Source organism: Pseudomonas cedrina subsp. cedrina (genome assembly GCF_001983175.1).
Classification (GTDB): domain Bacteria; phylum Pseudomonadota; class Gammaproteobacteria; order Pseudomonadales; family Pseudomonadaceae; genus Aquipseudomonas; species Aquipseudomonas cedrina.
Map to the genome: position 1 here is coordinate 1 of NZ_MNPW01000010.1, position 23212 is coordinate 23212.

The 23212-nt window shown below is 61.7% G+C and carries 20 protein-coding genes; 8 read left to right on the forward strand and 12 right to left on the reverse strand.

All coding sequences use genetic code 11. The features are described 5' to 3' along the window. Window positions 1-237: 237 nt before the first annotated feature. Complete coding sequence (gene ilvD, locus BLL36_RS20370; protein ID WP_057723488.1) at window positions 238-2079, reverse strand: dihydroxy-acid dehydratase; 1842 nt, start codon at window positions 2077-2079, stop codon at window positions 238-240. A 277-nt stretch (window positions 2080-2356) separates the two neighbouring features. On the opposite strand from ilvD, the gene BLL36_RS20375 reads away from it, so the two are divergent. Next, a complete protein-coding gene (locus tag BLL36_RS20375; protein WP_076953120.1) occupies window positions 2357-4090 on the forward strand; it encodes a DUF4153 domain-containing protein in 1734 nt (577 codons plus the stop codon). Here the strand turns inward: BLL36_RS20375 and BLL36_RS20380 are convergent. Continuing rightward, window positions 4087-5250, reverse strand: coding sequence for an MFS transporter (locus BLL36_RS20380; RefSeq protein ID WP_076953121.1), 1164 nt, complete (start codon window positions 5248-5250; stop codon window positions 4087-4089). The genes BLL36_RS20375 and BLL36_RS20380 overlap by 4 nt on opposite strands. A gap of 249 nt (window positions 5251-5499) precedes the next feature. Continuing rightward, a complete protein-coding gene (locus tag BLL36_RS20385) occupies window positions 5500-6696 on the reverse strand; it encodes a class I SAM-dependent rRNA methyltransferase (RefSeq protein WP_015886370.1) in 1197 nt (398 codons plus the stop codon). A 294-nt stretch (window positions 6697-6990) separates the two neighbouring features. On the opposite strand from BLL36_RS20385, the gene BLL36_RS20390 reads away from it, so the two are divergent. Both BLL36_RS20390 and mutM read left to right on the forward strand, forming a co-directional pair. Continuing rightward, window positions 6991-7803, forward strand: a complete 813-nt coding sequence (locus tag BLL36_RS20390) for an HDOD domain-containing protein (protein ID WP_197678489.1) — start codon at window positions 6991-6993, stop codon at window positions 7801-7803. A 21-nt stretch (window positions 7804-7824) separates the two neighbouring features. Continuing rightward, window positions 7825-8637, forward strand: a complete 813-nt coding sequence (mutM, locus tag BLL36_RS20395; protein ID WP_076953123.1) for a bifunctional DNA-formamidopyrimidine glycosylase/DNA-(apurinic or apyrimidinic site) lyase — start codon at window positions 7825-7827, stop codon at window positions 8635-8637. 134 nt (window positions 8638-8771) lie between these two features. Here mutM and BLL36_RS20400 read toward each other — a convergent pair whose 3' ends face one another. The 5 genes from BLL36_RS20400 to BLL36_RS20420 all read right to left on the reverse strand — a co-directional run bounded on the left by BLL36_RS20400 (window position 8772) and on the right by BLL36_RS20420 (window position 13451). Further along, window positions 8772-9023, reverse strand: coding sequence for a YfhL family 4Fe-4S dicluster ferredoxin (locus BLL36_RS20400; RefSeq protein WP_057723493.1), 252 nt, complete (start codon window positions 9021-9023; stop codon window positions 8772-8774). A gap of 102 nt (window positions 9024-9125) precedes the next feature. Continuing rightward, window positions 9126-9605, reverse strand: a complete 480-nt coding sequence (gene coaD / locus BLL36_RS20405) for a pantetheine-phosphate adenylyltransferase (RefSeq protein WP_049711086.1) — start codon at window positions 9603-9605, stop codon at window positions 9126-9128. Between the two features lie 103 nt (window positions 9606-9708). After that, the gene (locus BLL36_RS20410) at window positions 9709-11304 is read right to left on the reverse strand and encodes a GMC family oxidoreductase (protein WP_076953124.1); all 1596 of its coding nucleotides are present in this window, start codon (window positions 11302-11304) and stop codon (window positions 9709-9711) included. A gap of 146 nt (window positions 11305-11450) precedes the next feature. Further along, window positions 11451-11996: a twin-arginine translocation pathway signal protein gene (locus BLL36_RS20415; RefSeq protein ID WP_076953125.1), complete on the reverse strand. Its 546-nt coding sequence runs from the start codon at window positions 11994-11996 to the stop codon at window positions 11451-11453. Window positions 11997-12023: 27 nt separating this feature from the next. Continuing rightward, entirely contained in the window at window positions 12024-13451 is a 1428-nt protein-coding gene (locus BLL36_RS20420) for a coniferyl aldehyde dehydrogenase (protein ID WP_076953126.1), read from the reverse strand. Window positions 13452-13597: 146 nt separating this feature from the next. Between BLL36_RS20420 and BLL36_RS20425 the strand changes: the two genes are divergently transcribed. Continuing rightward, window positions 13598-14269 (forward strand): TetR/AcrR family transcriptional regulator, encoded by a 672-nt coding sequence (locus BLL36_RS20425; protein ID WP_076953127.1) that lies wholly within the window; start codon window positions 13598-13600, stop codon window positions 14267-14269. A 34-nt stretch (window positions 14270-14303) separates the two neighbouring features. Further along, the gene (locus BLL36_RS20430) at window positions 14304-15158 is read left to right on the forward strand and encodes a sulfurtransferase (RefSeq protein ID WP_076953128.1); all 855 of its coding nucleotides are present in this window, start codon (window positions 14304-14306) and stop codon (window positions 15156-15158) included. Between the two features lie 115 nt (window positions 15159-15273). Here the strand turns inward: BLL36_RS20430 and BLL36_RS20435 are convergent, their stop codons facing one another. From BLL36_RS20435 to BLL36_RS20450, 4 genes are all read right to left on the reverse strand, one after another. Next, a complete protein-coding gene (locus BLL36_RS20435) occupies window positions 15274-16269 on the reverse strand; it encodes a hydrolase (protein WP_076953129.1) in 996 nt (331 codons plus the stop codon). A gap of 146 nt (window positions 16270-16415) precedes the next feature. Then, on the reverse strand, window positions 16416-17024 hold the full coding sequence (gene rsmD, locus BLL36_RS20440) for a 16S rRNA (guanine(966)-N(2))-methyltransferase RsmD (protein WP_076953130.1): 609 nt from the start codon (window positions 17022-17024) through the stop codon (window positions 16416-16418). Continuing rightward, a complete protein-coding gene (locus tag BLL36_RS20445) occupies window positions 17024-18514 on the reverse strand; it encodes a M16 family metallopeptidase (protein ID WP_076953131.1) in 1491 nt (496 codons plus the stop codon). Before BLL36_RS20445 ends, rsmD begins: the two co-directional genes overlap by 1 nt. Further along, complete coding sequence (locus tag BLL36_RS20450; protein ID WP_076953132.1) at window positions 18507-19862, reverse strand: M16 family metallopeptidase; 1356 nt, start codon at window positions 19860-19862, stop codon at window positions 18507-18509. The genes BLL36_RS20445 and BLL36_RS20450 overlap by 8 nt, the downstream gene beginning before the upstream one ends. Window positions 19863-20093: 231 nt before the next feature. Between BLL36_RS20450 and ftsY the strand changes: the two genes are divergently transcribed. Genes ftsY through ftsX form a run of 3 tightly spaced genes read left to right on the forward strand, consistent with a single transcriptional unit; the run spans window position 20094 to window position 23154 of the window. Next, window positions 20094-21464: a signal recognition particle-docking protein FtsY gene (ftsY, locus tag BLL36_RS20455; protein WP_076953133.1), complete on the forward strand. Its 1371-nt coding sequence runs from the start codon at window positions 20094-20096 to the stop codon at window positions 21462-21464. Beyond that, window positions 21461-22132: a cell division ATP-binding protein FtsE gene (gene ftsE, locus BLL36_RS20460; RefSeq protein ID WP_003213784.1), complete on the forward strand. Its 672-nt coding sequence runs from the start codon at window positions 21461-21463 to the stop codon at window positions 22130-22132. The genes ftsY and ftsE overlap by 4 nt, the downstream gene beginning before the upstream one ends. Continuing rightward, window positions 22129-23154 carry a permease-like cell division protein FtsX gene (gene ftsX / locus BLL36_RS20465; protein WP_076953134.1) on the forward strand — a complete coding sequence of 342 codons (1026 nt, stop codon included), beginning with the start codon at window positions 22129-22131 and terminating at the stop codon, window positions 23152-23154. Before ftsE ends, ftsX begins: the two co-directional genes overlap by 4 nt. Window positions 23155-23212 lie beyond the last annotated feature (58 nt).

Consider the following 23212-nt stretch of genomic DNA (forward strand, 5'->3'; position numbering starts at 1 on the left):
ATACGGCGAAAGCCCCGACCTCGTTCAAGGAAGGCGGTGATGGCGGATAGCTTGAACTGCGTAGTGTACTTGCTCATGAAAAAGCCCCTGGAGTTGGATGGGTGTCCAACTTCTGGGGCGCACTTCACTCCGCTTTCGCGAGCAAGCCCGCTCCCACATTGGATTTCCATTATCTTGGAAATTTTGAGCAGGCAAAAAAATGCCCCGCACCAGGCGGGGCATTTTTATGGGCGACGTTTACAGACCGTCAAGCATCGCCTTGTTGCGCACTGCACCTTTGTCGGCGCTGGTGGCCAGCAAGGCATAAGCCTTCAGCGCGGTCGTCACTTTACGTGGACGTTTTTCAACCGGCTTCCAGCCTTTCTTGTCCTGCTCGACCCGGCGTGCCGCCAGTTCTTCATCGCTGATCAACAGGTTGATCGAGCGGTTCGGAATGTCGATCAGCACCTTGTCGCCATCCTGCACCAGGCCAATCGCGCCGCCGGCAGCGGCTTCCGGCGAAGCGTGGCCGATGGACAGGCCCGAGGTGCCGCCGGAGAAACGGCCATCGGTCAGCAGCGCGCAGGCTTTGCCCAAGCCTTTGGACTTCAGGTACGACGTGGGGTAGAGCATCTCCTGCATGCCCGGGCCGCCTTTCGGGCCTTCGTAGCGGATGATCACGATGTCGCCTTCTTTGACTTCGTCGGCGAGGATGCCGCGTACCGAGCTGTCCTGGCTTTCGTAGATCTTGGCGCGGCCTTCGAAGACATGGATGGACTCATCCACGCCGGCGGTTTTGACCACGCAGCCGTCGAGGGCGATGTTGCCGTACAGCACGGCCAGGCCGCCTTCCTGGGAGTAGGCGTGCTCGACACTGCGGATGCAGCCGTTTTCACGGTCGTCGTCCAGGGTGTCCCAACGGGTCGACTGGCTGAACGCCGTCTGGGTCGGGATGCCGGCCGGGCCTGCCTTGAAGAAGGTGTGCACGGCTTCGTCGTCAGTCTGGGTGATATCCCACTTGGCGATGCCTTCGGCGAGTGACGTGCTGTGCACGGTCGGCAGGTCGGTGTGCAACAGGCCGCCACGGGCCAGGGAACCGAGGATCGAGAAGATCCCGCCGGCGCGGTGCACGTCTTCCATGTGGTACTTCTGGATGTTCGGCGCGACCTTGCATAGTTGCGGCACATGACGGGACAGGCGGTCGATGTCGCGCAGGTCGAAATCGATCTCGGCTTCCTGGGCGGCGGCCAGCAAGTGCAGGATGGTGTTGGTGGAACCGCCCATGGCGATATCCAGGGTCATGGCGTTTTCGAACGCCTTGAAGTTGGCGATGTTGCGCGGCAATACCGACTCATCGTTCTCGGTGTAGTAACGCTTGCACAGCTCGACGATGGTACGGCCGGCCTGCAGGAACAGTTGCTCGCGGTCGCTGTGGGTGGCCAGTGTGGAACCATTGCCCGGCAAGGCCAGGCCCAGGGCTTCCACCAGGCAGTTCATCGAGTTGGCGGTGAACATGCCGGAGCACGAACCGCAGGTCGGGCACGCGCTGCGCTCGTATTCGGCGACCTTCTCGTCGGACGCGCTGGAGTCGGCGGCGATCACCATGGCGTCGACCAGGTCGAGGCCGTGGGAGGCGAGCTTGGTCTTGCCGGCCTCCATCGGGCCGCCGGAGACGAAGATCACCGGGATGTTCAGGCGCAGGGCGGCCATCAGCATGCCGGGGGTGATCTTGTCGCAGTTGGAAATGCACACGATGGCGTCGGCGCAGTGGGCGTTGACCATGTACTCCACGGAGTCGGCGATGATCTCGCGGCTCGGCAGGGAATACAGCATGCCGTCATGGCCCATGGCGATGCCATCATCCACGGCGATGGTGTTGAATTCCTTGGCCACGCCGCCGGCGCGTTCGATCTCGCGGGCGACCAGTTGGCCCAGGTCCTTGAGGTGAACGTGGCCCGGTACGAACTGGGTAAACGAGTTGGCAATCGCGATGATCGGCTTCTTGAAGTCGTCATCCTTCATCCCCGTGGCACGCCACAATGCGCGCGCGCCGGCCATGTTGCGGCCGTGGGTGGATGTTTTCGAGCGGTAATCTGGCATGGAGCACTCCGGGCGGCTAATCGGTATCAAAAGGGAGTGAGCTTCTATTGACGTCAGGAACACTCAGAAAATGGCCGTGTGTCCGGAAGTTGCCACTCGCGTCGCGGGATCGCCGCTTGCCTGGGCTTCGAGCTCATAAACCCGCCGGGGGATGACTGGCGATGAATAGGCCGATTCTACACCGCTGGCGGCTGGAGGGAACGGGGCAATACTCAGCGCTGCCTGCTTTGTTTAGACTGGCGGCCCTTTGCCCTTACCTCGCTCCAAAGGAATTGGAATGCCCGTTATCCATCGCTTTCTTGGGTTTTACCTGCTGATCGGCCTGGTCCAGGGGCTCGTCTTCTATTACGCCGGCCAGTTGCATCGCTTGAGCGAGACGCTGTTTTTTGTCACGGGCACCGTGGTGTTGGTCGGCGGCACTACGTTGCAATTGCTGGGCGAAAAAGCCCTGCATTGGCGTTCATCGTTGCCTACGCTGGCGTTCACGGTACTGATGGGCGGCATGACCTTATGGGTCTGCCAGGGTCTTGAGCCTGAGGGCAACCCCCGGTGGGCGATCAACTCCTGGGCCATCAGCCTGGTGGTGCTGAGTTATGTCTGCGCGACGTTTTTGTTCGCCTGGCCCGCCAGCAAGGGGCAGCGCTGGCGTTATGAAGACCTGTTCCTGCAAGCTTGGAGCAGCGTATTCATCGTGTTGTACGCACTGATTCTGGTAGCGGTGTTCTTGTTGTTGCTCAAACTCTGGGGCCAACTGTTCCTGATGCTGGGCATCGAGTTTTTCGAGCGTCATTTCTGGAGCAAGCTGTTCCTGTGCCTTTGCCTGCCGCTGGTGTTTGCGCTGGGTATGTACCTGGCGGCGCGCAGCGATAAAGTCATCGGCCAGATGCGTGGCATGTTGTTGAGCGCCTGTGGCCTGTTGTTGCCGCTGATTGCGCTGATCAGCCTGTTGTTTACCCTGACCTTGCCCTTCGCCGGGCTGGCGCGGATCTGGGCCACAGGCTATTCCACCCCCATCTTGCTAGTGCTGGCCGGTGCGCAGTTGTTCCTGCTCAACGGTGTTTTTCAGGATGGCGTGCAACCTCGGCCCTATCCCAGATGGTTGACGCACTTTATCGAGTTGAGCCTGCTGTGCCTGCCGGTTCTCGCCGCGTTGGCGTTTTACTCAAGCTGGTTGCGGGTCGAGCAATACGCCTTGTCGCCCCTTCGTTTCATCGCGCTGGTGTTGGCAGTGCTGTGCTGCTTGTACGGCCTGGCGGCGGTGTGGGCAGTGGCCTTGCGTTCGCCCGTCTGGCTGGGCAACTTGCGGGTGACCAACCCGGCCCTGGCGTTGCTGTTTTGCGTGCTGGTGGTGTTGATCAATACGCCGCTCCTCGATCCGTTGCGATTGAGCGTCGACGATCAGGTTCGGCGTTTGCTCGACGGGCGCATCAAGGCTGAAGCGTTCGATGCGCACAACCTGCGGTTCGGCCTGGAAAAAGCGGGCCAGGAGGCCTATGCGAAGTTGCAGGTCGATCTGGACCAGGAACGTATCCTAGACCCCGAGTCGCGCCGTGCCTTGCGCGAGCGCATGGAGGACACGTCGCTGAGCTTCAGCGAACAGTACGAAAAGGACCGCGCCCAGCGGCCCAGGCCCGAATTGGAATGGATCGGCCCGCAGCCCAAAGGCAGCGAACAGTTTGCCGAGCTCAGCCTGGACTCGGATGATCCTTGCGAACCCGGCTGTGTGCTGTGGGCGGTCGATCTTGACGAGGATGGCCGGCCTGAAGTGCTCGCGATACCCCGTACCAGCTCCCGTCACGGCTTCAAGCCCCCGCGCATTTTTGTGCAGGACAATAAAGGCCAATGGAGCGACCGCGGCCCGTTGCTGTGGACGCAACTGCCGGACGGTGCCGTCGACACTGAAACGCTGATCCACGACATCCGCGCAGGCAAGGTCTCGTTGGCCAAGCCGCGTTATATGCAACTGGAGTCTGGCGACATGCTGCTGACCCCGGTGATCCGGGAGCGTTAGTCGCGGCCTGTTCGGCGATTGGTCACCAGCCCCCACAGGCTCAGCCCGATAAAGCTGAGTGCGATGGTCAACACCAGATGATCGCCCGCCTGGGCCAGTGCGGCGCTGCTGACGGCGGCGGTGAAGAACATAATGCTGTTCCCCGCTGAAGCCGCCGTGCCCGCGCTGTTGGAAAACAACAGCATCGCCGCAGAGATGGCGGCGGGCCGTACCAGCGTGACGGCGAGTGCGCTGACCAGCATGGGGATCAGCAGGGTGACGGTGGTGATGGCATCCCAAATCAGGATCAGCGTTAACAGCGCGCCGGCGAGGCACAGCAAGCCGAGGCCGATATTGATTTGCCGGGACAGCGGCATGTGCTTTTGCAGATGCGACGCCGCCACTCCACCCAGCAAATAGGCCACGCCGTACACCATGAGCACCAGCGCGTACTGGTATTCGGAGAGCTTCAGCGCGTCCATGAAGATCAGCGGCGTCACGCTGATCAAGGCGAAGTAGCAGGCGAACACCAGCGCGGCGATCCACCAATAGCGCAGGAAGTCGCGATTCGCCGCGACAGCTTTCAGTGTGCCTATGATCGAGACAGGGGCACGGTGCGGGCTGGCGGACTTGGAGGACAGGATGCAAAACGCATGAATCAACATGCCCGCCGCCATCAGAGCAAAGCCGTAGAAGCTGCCTTGCCAGTCGAACGTGGTTTGCAGCCATGAGCCGATCAACGGTGACAGGGCGACAAACGAGCCGCTGAGGGTCATGTAATACAGACGCACACGTGCTCGGTCCTGTTCCGCGAACAGGTCTTCCACCAGTGCATGACCCAATACGAAAAAACCACACCCTATGGCCTGGACGCTGCGAAACAGCAGAAAGGTCAGGTAGTCCGTCGCCAGTGCACAACCCATTGCCCCCAGGATCGATAGCGTGATGCAGCCGATGAGCACTTCCTTGCGGCCCCACTTATCCGATAGAGGGCCGGCGATCAATTGGGAAATCGAAAAGACCAGCGTGAACAGGCTGATGGACAATGTAACGTCTGCGGATGGCGTATCGAATTTGGCGGACAGGGCGGGGAACGAAGGCAGCAGGATATTGATCGGGAAGAAGCTGATCAGTGAAATGCAGGTGATGAGGATGAAGCGCGAGAGCGAAGAACCAGACATTGTTGTTTTCCGGAATGAAACCAGAAACCGATACTAGTCTGCGAAAAGTGGAATTCAATCAAAACCAGCGTGGGAAGACTCCGGGACTGGCGTGGCTTGCGGCTGTAGGAAAATGTTTATGGCACAACGCAAAAAGTGTGTGGGAGCTGGCTTGCCTGCGATAGCGGTGTATCAGTTACAGGTTTTTAACCTGTTACACCGCTATCGCAGGCAAGCCAGCTCCCACATTTGAATCCGCGCTGTTGTCACTTAGCTATTAGGCAACAACCGGCACGTAATGCTCTTGATATAGCGCGTCTCGACAATCGCCGGATGCACCGGATGATCCGGACCCTGGCCGCCGCGCTCCAGCATCTGGATATTGCGATCCAAATGGCGGGCGCTGGTCAGCAGGATGTTTTGCAGGTCGTCTTCCGGCAGGTGCATGGAGCACGAAGCGCTGACCAGGATGCCGTCCTTGCTGAGCAGGCGCATGGCTTGCTCGTTGAGGCGGCGGTAGGCGCCTTCGCCGTTTTTCATGTCTTTTTTGCGTTTGATGAAGGCCGGTGGGTCGGCGACGATCACGTCGAAGCGCTCTTCGCTGGCTTTCAGTTCTTTCAACGCTTCAAACACGTCGCCTTCGATGCAAGTCATCTTCTCGGCAACGCCGTTCAGCGCGGCGTTGCGCTCCACGCCGTCAAGGGCGAAGGCGGAGGCGTCGACGCAGAACACTTCACTGGCGCCGAACGCCGCGGCCTGCACGCCCCAGCCGCCGATGTAGCTGTACAGGTCGAGTACGCGCTTGCCTTTGGCATACGGGGCCAGGCGCGCGCGGTTCATGCGGTGGTCGTAGAACCAGCCGGTTTTCTGGCCCTGGATCACCGGGGCCTCGAATTTCACGCCGTTTTCTTCCAGCGCGACCCACTCCGGCACCAGGCCGAACACGGTTTCGACGTAGCGGTTGAGCCCTTCGGCGTCGCGTGCGGCGGAGTCGTTCTTGAACAGGATGCCGCTGGGCTTGAGCACTTGGGTCAGCGCGGCGATCACGTCTTCCTTGTGGGCTTCCATGGTCGCCGAGGCGATCTGCACCACCAGGATGTCGCCGAAACGGTCGACCACCAGGCCTGGCAACAGGTCGGAATCGCCGTAGACCAGGCGGTAGAACGGCTTGTCGAACAGGCGGTCACGCAGGGACAGGGCAACGTTGAGGCGGTGCACCAGCAGCGACTTGTCCAGCGGCAGCTTGATGTCGCGCGACAGCAGGCGGGCGCAGATCAGGTTGTTCGGGCTCATGGCCACGATGCCCAGGGTCTTGCCGCCGGCCGCTTCCAGGATAGCCTGGTCGCCTGCCTGGAAGCCGTGAAGCGGGGTGGCCGCCACGTCGATTTCGTTGCTGTAGACCCACAGGTGGCCGTTGCGCAGACGACGATCGGCATTGGCTTTGAGGCGCAGGCTTGGCAGGGACATGACGTCGCTCCGGAAAAAAGAGCGGGATTATAGCGCGTTGTGTAGGAATTGGCGGCGCCGCCGGACATGTGGGAGCGGGCTTGCTCGCGAAAGCGGTGTATCAGCGACATATGTATCGACTGACACTCTGCATTCGCGAGCAAGCCCGCTCCACATGGGGTCGCGTTTCAATCAGGTATTTGGATGCCTACCCAGTCGTCATACGAGGTAGAATCCCCGCCTAGCCCAGAGTATCTAACTATGTCCCCAGAGCTTTCAGCCGAACAGATCCAACAGGCCCTGCAAGGCATCAGCGTGCCGCCCCAACCGCAAATCATGGTGGATTTGCAGATGGAGCAGTACATGCCCGATCCGGACCTGGAAGTCATCGCGCGGTTGATCTCCCAGGATCCCGGCCTTTCCGGCGCACTGCTGAAGATCGTCAACTCGTCCTATTACGGGCTGAGCAACAAGATCGCCTCGATCCAGCGGGCAGTCAACTTGCTGGGCAGCCGCTCGATCATCAACCTGATCAACGCCCTGTCGATCAAGGGTGAGATGAGCGACGACACCATCGTCACGCTCAACCGCTTCTGGGACACCGCCCAGGATGTGGCCATGACCTGCCTCACCCTTGCCAAGCGCACCGGCGCCCAGGCGGTGGACGAGGCCTATGCATTGGGCCTGTTCCACGATTGCGGCGTGCCGCTCATGCTCAAGCGCTTTCCCGACTACATGGCGGTGCTGGAACAGGCCTATGCCAGTGCCGGGCCCGACTGCCGCGTAGTGGACACCGAGAACAACGCGTTCAACACCAATCATGCCGTGGTGGGTTATTACACTGCCAAGTCCTGGCGCCTGCCGGAGCATGTGACCGATGCCATCGCCAACCATCACAACGCCCTGGCGATTTTCAGCGATGAGTCGTCGCGCAACCCGCAGCTCAAGAACCTGCTGGCGATCCTGAAAATGGCCGAGCACATTTGCTCGTCCTACCGCGTGCTGGGCAACCAGTCCGTAGACCACGAGTGGAATGCCGTCGGCCATCTGGTGCTGGACTACGTGGGCCTGTCGGACTACGACTTCGAGAGCATGAAGTTGTCGATCCGCGAACTGGGCGCGCGCTGACCCATCCTTCACGAGGTACACATGCCTGAGTTACCCGAAGTCGAAACCACCCGGCGCGGTATTGCACCGCACCTGGAAGGCCAGCGCGTCAGCCGTGTGGTGGTGCGTGAACGACGCCTGCGCTGGCCGATCCCGGACGACCTGGATGCGCGCCTGTCCGGGCAGCGCATCGTGCTGGTGGAACGGCGGGCCAAGTACCTGCTGATCAATGCCGAAGTGGGCACCCTGATCAGCCACTTGGGCATGTCGGGCAACCTGCGCCTGGTTGAGGTCGGCATGCCGGCGGCCAAACATGAACATGTGGATATCGAACTCGAGTCCGGCCTGGCGCTGCGTTACACCGACCCTCGGCGTTTCGGCGCAATGCTGTGGAGCCAGGACCCGCACAACCACGCCCTGCTGATCCGCCTGGGGCCGGAGCCGCTGACTGACCTGTTTGACGGCGAGCGCTTGTTCCAGCTATCCCGTGGGCGGTCAATGGCGGTGAAGCCTTTCGTCATGGACAACGCGGTGGTGGTGGGCGTGGGCAATATCTATGCGACCGAGGCGTTGTTCGCAGCAGGGATTGACCCGCGTCGCGAGGCAGGCGGGATTTCGCGGGCTCGTTACTTGAAGCTGGCGATCGAGATCAAGCGCATCCTGGCCGCTGCCATCGAGCGCGGTGGCACCACGTTGCGTGACTTTATCGGTGGCGACGGGCAGCCGGGGTATTTCCAGCAGGAACTGTTCGTCTATGGTCGGGCGGGTGAGGCGTGCAAGGTCTGCGGGACCGAATTGCGCAATGTGGTGCTGGGGCAGCGGGCGAGTGTGTTTTGCCCCAGGTGTCAGCGCTGACTACTGTGTGAGGGCTGATATCGCTTTCGCGAGCAAGCCCGCTCCCACATGTTGACCGCATTCTCATGTTGAAACTCGGTCAACTGTGGGAGCGGGCTTGCTCGCGAAGAGGCCCTTGCAGGCGCTGAAGAACCTCAAGCCTTACCGGTAATCTTCCGGTACTTCTCCATCAACTGCTCTTCCGTCTCCGGACGGGCTTCGTCCAACGGAATGCAATCCACCGGGCACACCTGCTGGCACTGGGGCTCGTCATAGTGGCCGACACACTGGGTGCACAGGTTGGGGTCGATCACGTAGATCTCTTCGCCTTGTGAAATCGCGGCGTTCGGGCACTCGGGTTCGCAGACGTCGCAATTGATGCAATCGTCGGTGATGATCAGGGACATGGAAACTCCTGCCAGGGCAGTCAGCCAAGGCATCTGAAAACTAATGCGCGCAATTGTGCCGCATTGGCGCCCGCAGCGCGAGCAGGCGCCGATCGAGCGGTCTTACTTCTTGAAGCGCAACGTGAGCGCGTCCGCCACGGCCGGGTGCACGAACTTGGTGATATCTCCGCCCAGCGCAGCAATTTCGCGGACCAACGTCGAGGAAATGAACGAATAGCGCTCCGACGGCGTAAGGAACAGGCTTTCGACGTCCGGCGCCAGTTGGCGGTTCATGTTGGCCAGCTGGAATTCGTATTCGAAGTCCGACACCGCGCGCAGGCCGCGCAGGAACACATTGGCGTTCTGCTCTTTGGCGAAATGCGCCAGCAGCGTGGCAAAACCCACCACTTCCACGTTGGGCAGGTGTTTGGTGACCTCACGCGCCAGCTCCACGCGCTGTTCCAGGGGAAACAGCGGGTTTTTCTTGGGGCTGGCCGCGACCGCGATGATCACATGGTCGAACAAGCGAGAAGCACGTTCGACCAGATCGCCATGGCCTTTGGTAATCGGGTCGAAGGTTCCTGGGTACAACACTCGGTTCATCGCGTCGTCCTGGCGGAGTCCGTTGGGGAACCGGATGGTATCGCAGCCACCCCGGTCGGCCAAGTCGACTTATGTAGATACTTAAGCCCAATCATAGGTTTTTTCATGCCGTTTTCAGACGTTCGGCCAATGCCGTTGCCAGTTGGGCGCACATTCCATACACCGATAATTGGGGGTTGGCGCCAATGCTGGTGGGGAAGAGCGAGCCGTCATGGATCGACAGGTTGCGCAACTGGTGATGGCGACCGAGGCTGTCGGCCACTGCGTTTTTCGGGTCTTCGCCCATGGCGCAACCGCCCATCACATGGGCGCTGCCCAGGCAGGTGCGGTGCAGTTCCAGGTTCAGGCCGTCGATCAGGCTGCGCGCTTCGGCCAGGGTTTTCACGTAGCGCGCATCATGGTGCAGCGGCTTGACTGACTTGGCGCCCGCCGCGAACTGGATCTCGGCCATGCTCTGGAACGCTCGGCGCAGCCCATCCCAGGCATAGTCCGACACTGGGTAGTCGAGTACCGGCGTGCCATCGCCGCGCAGCTCCACGCTGCCGCCCGGGCTGTCGGGGTGAAAGCCGTCGCGCAGCAGCGCCAGCATCGCGTGGGTATTGGGCAGTTGGCTCATATCCAGGGCGTTCTGGTCGCCGTAGCCACCGAGCAAGGTACTGGCCAACGCGGGGTGCAAGGGCGGGGCCTCCAGTTTGTATGACATTTTCCCGGTGGTGCCGTCCTGCCACTGGAAATGGTCGGAATAGATCGATTGCGGCGCGCCGTAGAACGGGTTGATGACCTCATCGAACAACCCGGCAGAGAAATTCACCAGGTGCAGGAAGGTGCGCTTGCCCAGTCGCGAGTGCGGGTCCGGCGCGTTCGAGCGCATCAGCAACGCGGGGCTGTTGATACCGCCGCCCGAGAGCACGTAATGCTTGGCTTTGACCATGATCTTGCGGCCGGTCGGCGCCACGCACAGGTTGTCCATGGCCACGCATTCCAGGCGGCTGATGGTGTCGCCGCTATAGACGAGGCGTTCGGCGCGCGCCAGGTAGAGCAGTTCACCGCCGTTTTCCAGGGTGGACGGGATGGTGGTCACCAGCATCGATTGCTTGGCGTTGACCGGGCAGCCCATGCCGCAATAACCCAGGTTGAAACAGCCGCGCACATTGCGCGGGATCACATGCCAGCTGTAACCGAGCTTTTCGCAGCCTTTGCGGATCACATCGTTATTGGCGTTGGGCGGCAGGGCCCAGGGCGCGATGCCCAGGCGCTGCTCCATTTTTTCGAACCAGGGCGCCATTTCCGTGCTGCTGTGCCCCTTTACCGCGTATTCGCTGGCCCAGTGGGCGAGGGTGGCGTCCGGGGTGCGAAAGCTCGACGTCCAGTTGATCAACGTAGTGCCGCCCACCGCTCGGCCCTGCAGGATGGTAATCGCGCCGTCCTTGCTCATGCGGCCGATACCTTCCTGGTACAGGCTGGTGTAGGCCTCGTCTTCGAGCAGCTTGAAATCACTGCTGGTCTTGAGCGGGCCTTCTTCGATCAGCAGCACTTTATAGCCCGCTGCACTGAGAATTTCAGCGGTGGTGCCGCCGCCCGCGCCGCTGCCGATAATGACCACATCGGCTTCCAGGGTCAGGTCGTTGTCGAGGGCGGCGCCATTGTGGGTTTTCCAGCCACGGGCCATGCCGTCGCGGAACAGATCGGGTACGGGCATAGGAGTGCACTCTTATTTTTGTACGAAGTTGCAATCAATGTGGGAGCTGGCTTGCCTGCGATAGCGGTGAATCAGCGATGCATTCATCAGCAGGCAGACCGCTATCGCAGGCAAGCCAGCTCCCACATTGGATCGGGTTATCAAGGCTAGATTTTCGGCGGCCCGGGGTAGCCGCAATGGGCCCACGCCGCCGGCTGGAAGTACCAGGCCATGATCACCAGCTTGAGCAGCGAGCCCTGGCCCATGCGCAGCAGGTTCAGGTAGCTGTTTTCCCAGCGGTGCAGGAAGTTTCGAATCTGCTCGCTGCTGGCGTTTTCCCAACTGCCCCAGATCCCGGTCAGCGGCCCACGGGTGATGCCCATGCCGAGCACATCGAACAACTGCTGGGTGAGCTTGAACATTTCCGGGGACAGGCGTTGCAGGCTGAAGTCGAGCTTTTTAAGCGTGTCTTCAATCCCGCTGGCGACGTCCTGGGCGCTGGCCACGCCTTCGAGCAATACCGGGATCACTGCGCGCAGGAACGGCAGGTCACTGCTGCGCAACAAGGCAAAGCCGCTCGCCGGGGTGCTGCTGGAGCAGCCGCTGAGGCTGGCGCCAAGCCCGGCGGTGGCCAGGAAGGCGCTGGCGCACAGGCCTATTTTCAGGACGCCGCGGCGCGACAGTGTGGGTGCTTCAGTCAGGCTGGGGTTCATTGTTATTGTTATCCCGTGGTGGCGGTTTCAGCGCACGAACAGTTTCTGGATCAGCTTCTGTATGGATGTGCCGTAGGGCGGGTAGATCAGTTTCGCCGCGTTCAGGCGTTGTTTCACCAGCACGCCCTTGGCTTTGCTGAAGGTCAGGAAACCTTCATGGCCGTGGTAGTGGCCCATGCCCGACGGGCCGATGCCGCCGAATGGCATATCGTCCTGAGCCACGTGCAGCAAGGTGTCGTTCAGGCACACGCCACCGGAATGGGTTTCGTGGAGCACGCGGTTTTGCTCGCCCTTGTCGTAGCCGAAGTAATACAGGGCCAGCGGGCGCGGTCGTTGGTTGATGTAGGCAAAAGCCTGGTCGATGCCGCGATAGGGCACGATCGGCAGCACCGGGCCGAAGATTTCGTCCTGCATCACGGTCATGTCGTCGCTGACATTCAGCAACAGGCTGTGAGCCATGCGCCGTGCCTGGCCCTGCTCGTACAGTGGAATCAAGGTGGCGCCTTTGTCCGTGGCGTCCTTGATGTAGGCATTGAGCCGAGTAAGTTGGCGTTCGTTGATGATGGCGGTGTAGTCCGGATTGTCGGCCAGGGTCGGATAAAACCCGCGAACAGCCTTGGAGTAAGCCTCGACGAAGCCATCGACACGCTCTTGCGGCACCAGCACGTAGTCCGGTGCCACGCAGGTCTGGCCAGCGTTCAAGGCTTTACCGAAGGCGATGCGCTCGGCGGCGTCCTTGAGCGGAACATCGGCGGACACAATGGCGGGCGACTTGCCGCCCAATTCCAGGGTGACCGGCGTGAGGTGTTCGGCCGCGGCACGCATCACCTGCTTGCCAATGCTGGTGGCGCCGGTAAACAGCAGGTGGTCGAAGGGCAACCTGGAAAAGGCCATGCCGACGTCGGCTTCACCGAGCACCACGCACACCAGGTCTTGGGGGAAAATTTTCGCCAACAGCGCCTTGAGCAGCTCGCCGGTGGCGGGGGTGGATTCGCTGAGCTTGAGCATCACCCGGTTGCCCGCCGCCAGCGCGCCGACCAGCGGGCCAATGGCCAGGTACAGCGGATAATTCCAGGGCACGATCACGCCAACCACGCCCAAGGGCTGGTAGATGACTTTGGCCGAAGCGGGTTGGAAGGCGATGCCTACCGCTCGCCGGGAAGGTTTCATCCAGCCCTTGAGGTGTTTGCCGGCATAGTGAATGCCATGCAGGCTGGGCATGAGTTCAGCGAACAGGGTCTCATCGGCGCTGCGGTGGCTGAAGTCCTGGCTGATCGCGTGGATCAGCGCCTGGCGCTCGTCGCTGAGCAAATCGCGCAGGGCCTTGAGCCATTGCTGGCGCTGAGCGGCCGGCGGCATCGGGTTGGCGGCGTAGGCGCGACGTTGGGTGTCGAACAGGTCCTGGAGGTGATCCAGCGCCTGGGCATCTTGCAGGTAGGCAACGTTGGCAGACATGGCGGCGTTCCCGATTGTTATAGGTCTGCCTGGGTTTTTAGAGTCATTACTCTAATTTGTCAAATGTCATTACATCTGCCTGCGGATTTATCCCTACAAGAATAGGCCGTAAGATGTTCCATCACGTGTACAGAAGCTGATCCCCTATGGCACCACGAGTAAAGACCAGCGAGCGCATTGTGCAAACCAGCCTGGAGCTGTTTAACCAGCAGGGCGAGCGCAGCGTGAGCACCAACCACATTGCCGCCCACATGGAAATTTCGCCGGGCAACCTGTACTACCACTTCCCCAACAAGCAGGCGATCATCGCCGTGCTGTTTCGCGAATACGAAGCCCTGGTGGACACCTTCCTGCGCCCGCCGCAGGGCCGAGCGGTCACCGTCGAAGACAAGCGCTTCTATCTGCAGGCCGTGCTGGCCGGCATGTGGCGCTACCGCTTCCTGCACCGCGACCTTGAACATCTGCTGGAAAGCGACCCGGAGCTGGCCACCGGCTATCGACGCTTTGCCCAGCGCTGCCTGACCCAGGGTGGCGCGATCTACCAAGGGTTTGTGGATGCGGGCATCCTCGACATGGACCCGGTGCAAACCGAGGCCCTGACCCTCAATGCCTGGATTATCCTCACCTCCTGGGTACGGTTCTTGTGCACCACCAATGAAAACTCCACGCATTTGAGCGCCGAGGCGATCAAGCGCGGGGTCTACCAGGTGCTGGTGCTGGAGGCCGGGTTTGTCACGCCCCGGGCCAAAGAAGCGGTGGACGCATTGTTCAAAGAATTTTACGTGCCGTTGAATCAGGCATTGGAAGAAGTGAAGTAGGACCTTTCCCCGAATCTGTTCATAGGAGTCCGTCATGCCGCTTGCCCAACTGATCAGCCCCCAGCAACTGGCCGAGCGCCAGAAGGCGGGCGGGGTGGTGATCCTGGATTGCCGTTTTGCCCTGGAAGACCCGGATTATGGGCGCTGCAGCTATGCCGAAGGGCATATCGAGGGCGCGCAGTACGCTGACCTTGAGCGCCACCTCAGTGGGCCGGTGATCAAGGGTGTGACCGGGCGCCATCCGTTGCCGGCGGCGGATACGTTGGTTGGGCAGTTGCGGGCCTGGGGCATCAACGCCGATACCGAGGTGGTGCTGTATGACGACGGCCCTGGCGCTTATGCCGCAAGGGCCTGGTGGTTGCTGGCCTGGCTGGGCAAGCGTGATGGTGTGTTCATTCTCGATGGTGGGCTCAAGGCTTGGTATGCCGCGGGCTTCCCGCTGAGCCTGGATGCGCCGGTCGTTGAGCCTGGGACCTTCGCCGGTACGCCGGACAATGGCCTGCTTCTGGATGCCGAACACCTGCAAAAACGCCTGGGCCAGCCGGGGTTGACGCTGATCGATGCACGCGCCCAGCCGCGTTTTCGCGGCGAAGTGGAGCCCATTGACCCGATTGCCGGGCATATCCCCGGTGCTCAATGTGCGGCGTTCAATGAAAACCTGGGCAGTGACGGCCGCTTTCTGCCGGCAGAGCAGCTCAAGCAGCGCTTCGCCGCCCAACTGCAGGACCGCTCGGCGGAGGAATTGGTGGCCTACTGCGGTTCGGGGGTGACGGCATGCCACAACTTGTTCGCCCTGAGTTTGGCGGGGTATCCGTTGGGCAAGTTGTATGCGGGGTCGTGGAGTGAGTGGATTAATGATCCACATCGGGCAATCGCGACTGGCGACTGAATATCGGACTGAAAACCCAATCAAATGTGGGAGCTGGCTTGCCTGCGATGCAGACACCTCGGTGTATCAGTAATACCGAGGTGATGCTATCGCAGGCAAGCCAGCTCCCACATTGTTAACCGTGTTGTGCCAGTAACCACTGGGGGATGCGGCGCTCAAGGTAGTAACTCGGGCGCTTGATTGACCCGTCGACAAAGCCCACGTGCCCACCCTTGGCCAGCAACTCGAACTCAGTGCACTCCGACAGCTCACTCGCCTCGGGCAGGCTATGAGCAAACACAAACGGATCATCAGCCGCGTGGATGATCAGCGTCGGCGTGCGGATACCACCTAGGTAATAGCGGCTCGACGCGCGGCGGTAGTAGTCCTCGGCACTCAAGAAACCATGCAGTGGCGCAGTCACCCGGCCATCAAAATCCCAGAACGTGCGCATCTTCTCCAGCGAGCCCAAGGCTTCCAGGGTTTTAAGCCCGTCTGCCTGGCCATCCTGTAGAAACCGGCTTTGCTTGACCCGGATGTACGCCAGCATTTCACGCATGAAGTGTTTCTGATAAACCCGCGAGAAACCGAGGCCAATGCGGTCCGCGCACTGGTCCAGACGAAACGGCACCGACACCGCCGCCGCGCCTTGCAGCCCCGAGGTCTCGCCGGTTTCGCCCAGATGCTTGAGCAGCACATTGCCGCCCAGCGAATAGCCCACCGCATACAGCGGCGCCAACGGTCGCTTGGCCCGCAGATGGGCAATCGCAGCCGCCAGGTCTTCGCTGGCGCCGGAGTGATAACTGCGGGCCAGCAGGTTTGGCTCCCCCGAGCACCCGCGCCAGTTGAGCGCCGCGCTCGCCCAGCCTTGAGTGGCGAGGGCTTTTTGCAGGCCGGCTACGTAAGGCGAGTTGGAGGAACCGGTCAGCCCGTGCAGTACCAGCACCAAAGGCGCATGCGCGTCGTGGGGGCCGTGCCAATCGAGGTCGAGGAAGTCGCCGTCTTCCAGCCACAGGCGTTCGCGTTGGCGTTCGATATGCGTAGTGGGGCGCCACAGCGGCCCCCACAAGGTTTGCAGGTGAGGGTTGCCGAGGCCGAAGGCGGGGGTGAATTTCTCAGCAAAAGACTTCATGGATATCTCTGTAGTGAGCGGGCTTGCCCCGCGCTGGGGGGCGAAGCCGCCCTAATCCGGCCAACGCATTCTTCCAGACAACACTCAGGCGCCTGGTTTTGGGGCGGCTACGCCACCCAGCGCGGGACGAGCCCGCTCACTACAGGTCAGGCGATGTTTCGATGCCACAGCGCGTAATACACCCGCCCGGACTTCTGCTCCCTATGCAGGCGCCATGCGCCCGGCAAGCCCAGCGTAGACGGTGCCGTCTCGCTTTCAGTGTAGATCCATGCATCCGGCGCCAGCCATTGGCGCTCTTCCAGCAGCGTGCAAACGGCGGGCAGCAGGTTCTGGTTGAACGGCGGGTCAAGGAACACCACGTCGTACTCGCTGGCCGCCTGGGTTTCCAGGTAGCGCAGCGCGTCGGCGGTTTGCACCTGGCCGTTGGTGCAACGCAAAGTGCCCAGGTGTTCCTTGAGGCTCGAGACGGCGACATTGCTCGCATCCAGCGCCTGGGCCTGGGATGCGCCACGGGACAGCGCTTCCAGGAACAAAGCGCCGCTGCCGGCGAACGGGTCCAGCACCTTGGCGCCGGCGATGTACGGCGCGAGCCAGTTGAACAGGGTTTCGCGCACGCGGTCCGGCGTCGGGCGCAGGCCTACGACGTCGGGGAAGCTCAGCTTGCGGCTGCCCCATTCGCCGCCAATGATGCGCAGTTGGCCCACACCGTTATGCACGTTGTGGACAGGTTTTTTCGGGCGAGATGAACTGGCCATTAATGCTCCGGAACCCCGAGCGGCTGCTCGGCGGGTTTATCAGTGGGGGGCGGTAGTGGCTTTTGCGCAATCGTCGGGCCGGCGGTCACGATGACCATCTTGTCGGCGCTCAAGTGTTTGTTCATTGCCGCCTTGACCTGCTCTACGGTCAGGGCCTGGGATTGTTTCATGAAATCTTCCAGATAGCTCAGCGGCAGGTTATAGAAACCCATCGCGCCCAGCTGCCCGACGATATCGGCGTTGCTCGCGGTAGACAGCGGGAAGCTGCCGGCCAGCTCGCGCTTGGCGTCATCCAGCTCCTTCTGCGTCGGGCCGGTCTTGAGGTAGTCGGCCACGACATCCTCGACCAGGCGCAGGGTGCCGCCGCTCATTTCGGCGCGGGTCTGCAGATTGATCATGAACGGGCCGCGCACCTGCATCGGTGAAAACCCGGAGTACACGCCGTAGGTCAGGCCGCGTTTTTCGCGCACTTCGCTCATCAGGCGGGTGCCGAAACCGCCGCCGCCGAGGATCTGGTTGCCCAGGGACAAGGCTGCGTAGTCCGGGTCGGCGCGGTCGATACCCAGTTGTGCGAACAACAGATGCGTCTGCTTGGACGGGAACTCGATATGGCTCAGGCCAGCCTTGGGCTCCGTCGGCGGTGCGATCTTCGCCAGGGCCGGGCCTTTGGGCAGCGAGGCAGAGACCTTGGCGGTCATGGCCTCGGCCTCGGCGCGGGTCAGGTCGCCCACTACGGCAATCACCGCGTTGCCCGCGGCATAAGCCTTGGCGTGGAAGGCCTGCAGCTGTGCCAGGGTAATCTTCGGAACGCTCTGCGGCGTGCCTTCGCTCGGGTGCGCGTAAGGATGATCACCGTACAGGCGCTTGAACAGCTCAAGGCTCGCCAGCTTGGCGGGGTTCTGCTTCTGGTACTCGAAACCGGCCAGGATCTGATTTTTGATTCGTGCCAGGGAGTCGGCGGGGAAGGTCGGCTTGCCGATCACCTGATCAAACAGCTTCAGGGCGGCGTCGCGTTTATCGCTGTCGCTGAGGCTGCGCAGGGAAACCAGCGCCATGTCGCGGTAAGCGCCGTTGCCGAAGTCCGCGCCCAGGCCCTCGAAGTCACGGGCGATCTGGCTGACGTCCTTGCCCGGCACGCCTTCGTTGAGCATGGCGTTGGTCATCAACGCCAGGCCCGGTACATTGCCGTCCTGGCTGCTGCCGGCGGCGAACAGGATGCGCACGTCAAACATCGGCAACTCATGGGCTTCGACGAACAGCACCTTGGCGCCTTCGGCGGTGGTCCAGGTTTGTACATCGAGCTTGCGGTTGGTCGGCGCCTTGCCGTCCAGCTCCGCCAGGGACTGCAGCGTGTTGCTCGACTCGGCTTTTTCCAGCGCCGTACTGGCCACTGATTCGCTCGGGCGCAGGAAATACACGGCACTGGCAGCGATCAAGGTGACAACGATCAGGCCGGGGAAGATCAGGCGGCTGCTTTTGCGATCACTCATGAGCGGTCTCCTGAGGCAATACATGGGCGACGCTGAGACGTTCGCGGGTGAAATAGGTGCGTGCGGCTTTCTGGATATCTTCCGGCGTCACGCTTTGCAGGTCAGCCAGTTCGGTGTCCATCAGTTTCCAGGACAGGCCGACGGTTTCCAGCGAGCCGATGGCCGTGGCCTGGCTGGTGATGGAATCACGCTGGTAGACCAGGCCGGCAATGACCTGGGCGCGGATGCGTTCCAGTTCTTCGGCGGTCGGCGGCTTGGCTTTCAACTCATCCAGCAGGCGCCACAGGCCGGCTTCGGCTTGGGCGACGGTTTTCTTCTTTTGCTGGTTGGGGGTGGCGGTGAGCATGAACAGCGTATCGCCACGGGTGTAGGCGTCGTAGTTGGTCGAAGCGGCGGAGACCAGCTCTTCACCGCGCTCCAGTTGCTCGGAGATACGCGCGCTGTAACCGCCGTCCAACAAGGCCGAGATCAGGCGCAGGGCCTGCACCGAGCGTTTGTCTTCGGCGGTGGCCAGGCCCGGTACGTTAAAGCCCAGGATCACGCTCGGCAGTTGGGTCTGCACATGCATCGTCAGCTGGCGCTGGCCGGGTTCGGCCAGCTCCATCGGGATCTTGGCCGGCGGTACATCACGCTTGGGGATCGGGCCAAAGTAGCGCTGGGCCAGGTTTTTCACCTCGTCCGGGGTGACGTCGCCGACCACCACCAGGGTGGCGTTGTTCGGCACGTACCAGGATTGGTACCAGTGGCGCAGCTCTTCGACTTTCATGCGGTCCAGGTCGGCCATCCAGCCGATGGTCGGCGTGTGATAGCCGCTGGCCGGGAAGGCCATGGCCTTGAAGCGCTCATAGGCCTTGGACATCGGGTTGTCGTCGGTGCGCAGGCGGCGCTCTTCCTTGATCACCTCGATCTCGCGGCTGAACTCGTCGGCCGGCAGGCGCAGGCTGGCCATGCGGTCGGCTTCAAGCTCGAAGGCCACGCCCAGGCGGTCGCGGGCCAGCACCTGATAATAGGCGGTGTAGTCGTCGCTGGTGAATGCGTTCTCTTCGGCGCCCAGATCGCGCAGGATCAGCGAGGCTTCGCCTGGGCCAACCTTGGCGCTGCCCTTGAACATCATGTGTTCCAGAGCGTGGGATAGACCGGTCTGGCCCGGGGTTTCGTAGCTCGAACCGACCTTGTACCAGACCTGGGACACCACCACCGGCGCGCGATGGTCTTCGCGCACGACGACCTTGAGGCCGTTGTCGAGGGTGAATTCATGGGTGGGTTGTGGGTCGGCAGCCAAAGCTGAAAGGGGCAGACAAACTGTGCTGAGCAGCAGGCCTGCGGCGCGGCGGGCTAGAGCATTCATTCGTTTTTTAACCTGTTGGGCTGCCCGCTTGGTCTTAGCGTCGGCGGGCGAGGAGGTGCTAGGATACTGGTCCGACTTAAGGACGGCCACTGCGGCGGTCTTGTTGAGGCCCTATTTTGGCCTTCAAAATGTTGCGCATGAACGAGCGGGCTTTAAAACAGTCTGTTACGCATCGAATTTTATTTACCGAAGCGCCCCTCGGCGCGTCGCTACCTTGAGATAGCCGTCTCCATGTTTGGTTCCAACGACGACAAGAAGACCCCAGCTGCGGCTGGCGAGAAAAAAGGCCTGTTCGGATGGCTGCGCAAAAAGCCGCAGGAAACCGTCGACGAACAGCCGCAGGTTCAGCCCGAGCCGCCTGTTGAACAGGTTGCGGCAGAGCCCGTAATAGAAGCCGAACCGGTTGCCGAAACCCCGGCACCGGTGGTGTTGCCAATGGCCGAACCGGTATTGCAGCCGCTCGTCGAGGCAGCTCCCGAGCCGGAGCCGGAGCACCAGCCGTGGCCGGAACTGCCGGTGGCTGAAGAGCCTGTCGCCTTCGTTGAGGACCTGCAGGCCGAACAGGTGGCGCCGCCGATTCCCGCAGTGGTCGAGCCGGTCGATGTTGTTGTCGAGTCAGCCGCTCCCGCCGTCATCGAGCCCGAACCTGTCGCCGCGGCTGCCGAAACCAGCAAAACCGGCTTCTTCGCCCGCCTCAAGCAAGGCCTGAGCAAGACCAGCGCCAGTATTGGCGAAGGCATGGCCAGCCTGTTCCTGGGCAAGAAAGTCATCGATGACGAATTGCTGGAAGACATCGAAACCCGCCTGCTCACCGCCGACGTGGGCGTCGAAGCCACCGCCGTGATCCTCCAGAGCCTCACCCAGAAGGTCGCGCGCAAGCAACTGACCGACGCCGACGCCCTGTACAAATCCCTGCAGGCCGAGTTGGCCGCCATGCTCAAGCCGGTCGAAGCGCCGCTGGTGATTACCCCGAACAAGCCATTCGTGATCCTGGTGGTCGGCGTCAACGGCGCCGGCAAGACCACCACCATCGGCAAGCTGGCCAAGAAGCTGCAGTCCGAAGGCAAGAAAGTCATGCTGGCCGCCGGCGACACCTTCCGGGCCGCAGCGGTCGAGCAGTTGCAGGTCTGGGGCGAGCGCAACAAGATCCCGGTCATCGCCCAGCACACCGGCGCGGATTCCGCCTCGGTGATCTTCGATGCCGTGCAAGCCGCCAAGGCGCGCAATATCGACGTGCTGATCGCCGATACCGCCGGTCGCCTGCATACCAAAGACAACCTGATGGAAGAGCTGAAGAAAGTGCGTCGCGTGATCGGCAAGCTCGACGCCGATGCCCCGCACGAAGTGCTGCTGGTGCTGGATGCCGGCACCGGCCAGAACGCCATCAGCCAGGCCAAGCAATTCAACCAGACGGTACAACTCACCGGCCTGGCGTTGACCAAGCTCGACGGCACGGCCAAGGGCGGTGTGATCTTCGCCCTGGCGAAACAGTTCGGGTTGCCGATTCGTTATATCGGTGTCGGCGAAGGCATCGACGACCTGCGCACCTTTGAAGCCGAACCCTTTGTACAGGCACTGTTTGCCGAGCGGGAGCGTTCATGATTCGATTCGAACAGGTCGGTAAACGCTACGCCAACGGGCATGTGGGCTTGCATGAGCTGAGCTTTCGAGTGCGTCGCGGCGAATTCTTGTTTGTCACCGGTCACTCCGGCGCCGGCAAAAGCACCCTGTTGCGGCTGCTGCTGGCCATGGAACGCCCGACCACCGGCAAGTTGCTGCTGGCGGGCCAGGACCTGGCCACCATCAGCAATGCGCAGATCCCGTTCCTGCGCCGGCAGATCGGCGTGGTGTTCCAGAATCACCAGTTGCTGTTCGATCGCACGGTGTTCAATAACATTGCGTTGCCATTGCAGATTCTCGGGCTGTCCAAGGCCGAGATCGTCAAACGCGTGGACTCGGCCCTGGAGCGCGTGGCGCTGTCGGACAAGACCGACCTCTACCCCGGCGACCTCTCCACCGGCCAGCAACAGCGCGTCGGCATTGCCCGCGCTATCGTCCACCGCCCAGCGCTGCTGCTGGCGGACGAACCCACCGGCAACCTCGACCCGCGCCTGGCCGCCGAGATCATGGGCGTGTTCGAAGACATCAACCGCTTGGGCACCAGCGTGCTGATCGCCAGTCACGACCTGGCGCTGATCGCGCGCATGCGCCATCGCATGCTGACCCTGCAACGCGGCCGCCTGATCGGTGACGGGGAGGCCGGCGTATGAGTGCCACACGCAGCCCTAAAGTCTCCGAACGCGTGGCGCCGAAACCGGCCGATCCGCAACCGAAGAAGAAAAAACACGATCACGATGACGACGGCCCGGATTTCAGCACCTTGCTGCGCGCCTGGATCGAAAGCCATCGTGCCAGCCTGCTCGACAGCCTGCGCCGCCTGGGCAAGCAACCGATCGGTAGCTTTTTTACCTGCCTGGTGATGGCCGTGGCCTTGAGCCTGCCGATGGGCTTGTCGCTGTTGCTCAATAATGTCGAGCGCCTGGGCGGTTCCTGGCAGCGCGCGGCGCAGATTTCGCTGTACCTGAACCTGGATGCCAGCACCCAGCAAGGCGAAGCGCTGCGCGACGAGATCAAGAACATGCCGGGCGTGGCGGATGCCGAGTACGTCAGCCGCGACCAGGCCCTTGAGGAGTTCCAGCAGCAGTCCGGCCTGGGCGAGGCACTTAAAGAGCTGCCGCAGAACCCCCTGCCAGGCGTGGTGCTGGTGACGCCGAACGAAGTCGACAAGACCGCCCTGGAAGCCCTGCGACAAAAACTCGCAGAGCTGCCCAAGGTGCAACAAGCCCAACTTGATCTAGTCTGGGTAGAGCGACTGGCGGCGATCCTCAAGCTGGGCGACCGCTTTGTGTTCGGTTTGACGGTGCTGTTGGTGTCTGCATTACTTTTGGTGATAGGTAATACCATTCGTCTTCATATTGAAAACCGTCGCACCGAGATAGAAGTGATTAAACTGGTCGGCGGCACAGACAGCTATGTGCGTCGTCCTTTTCTGTACATGGGCGCGCTTTATGGCTTCGGTGCCGGGATTTTGTCCTGGGGCGTGCTGGCGTTTGGCCTTGATTGGCTGAATGACGCGGTGGTCGGGCTTGCCGGGCTCTACGGCAGCGATTTCGCGCTGGCCGGCGTGCCGGTTGGCGATGGTTTGAGCCTCTTGCTTGGCGCGGTATTGTTGGGGTATATCGGTGCCTGGATTGCGGTCGCACGGCATTTGCGTGAGCTGGCGCCGAAGTAATTAATGTCGGATTAATCCTGTTTTGTTTGTATTGGCCGTATTGGTGGTATAGGGAACT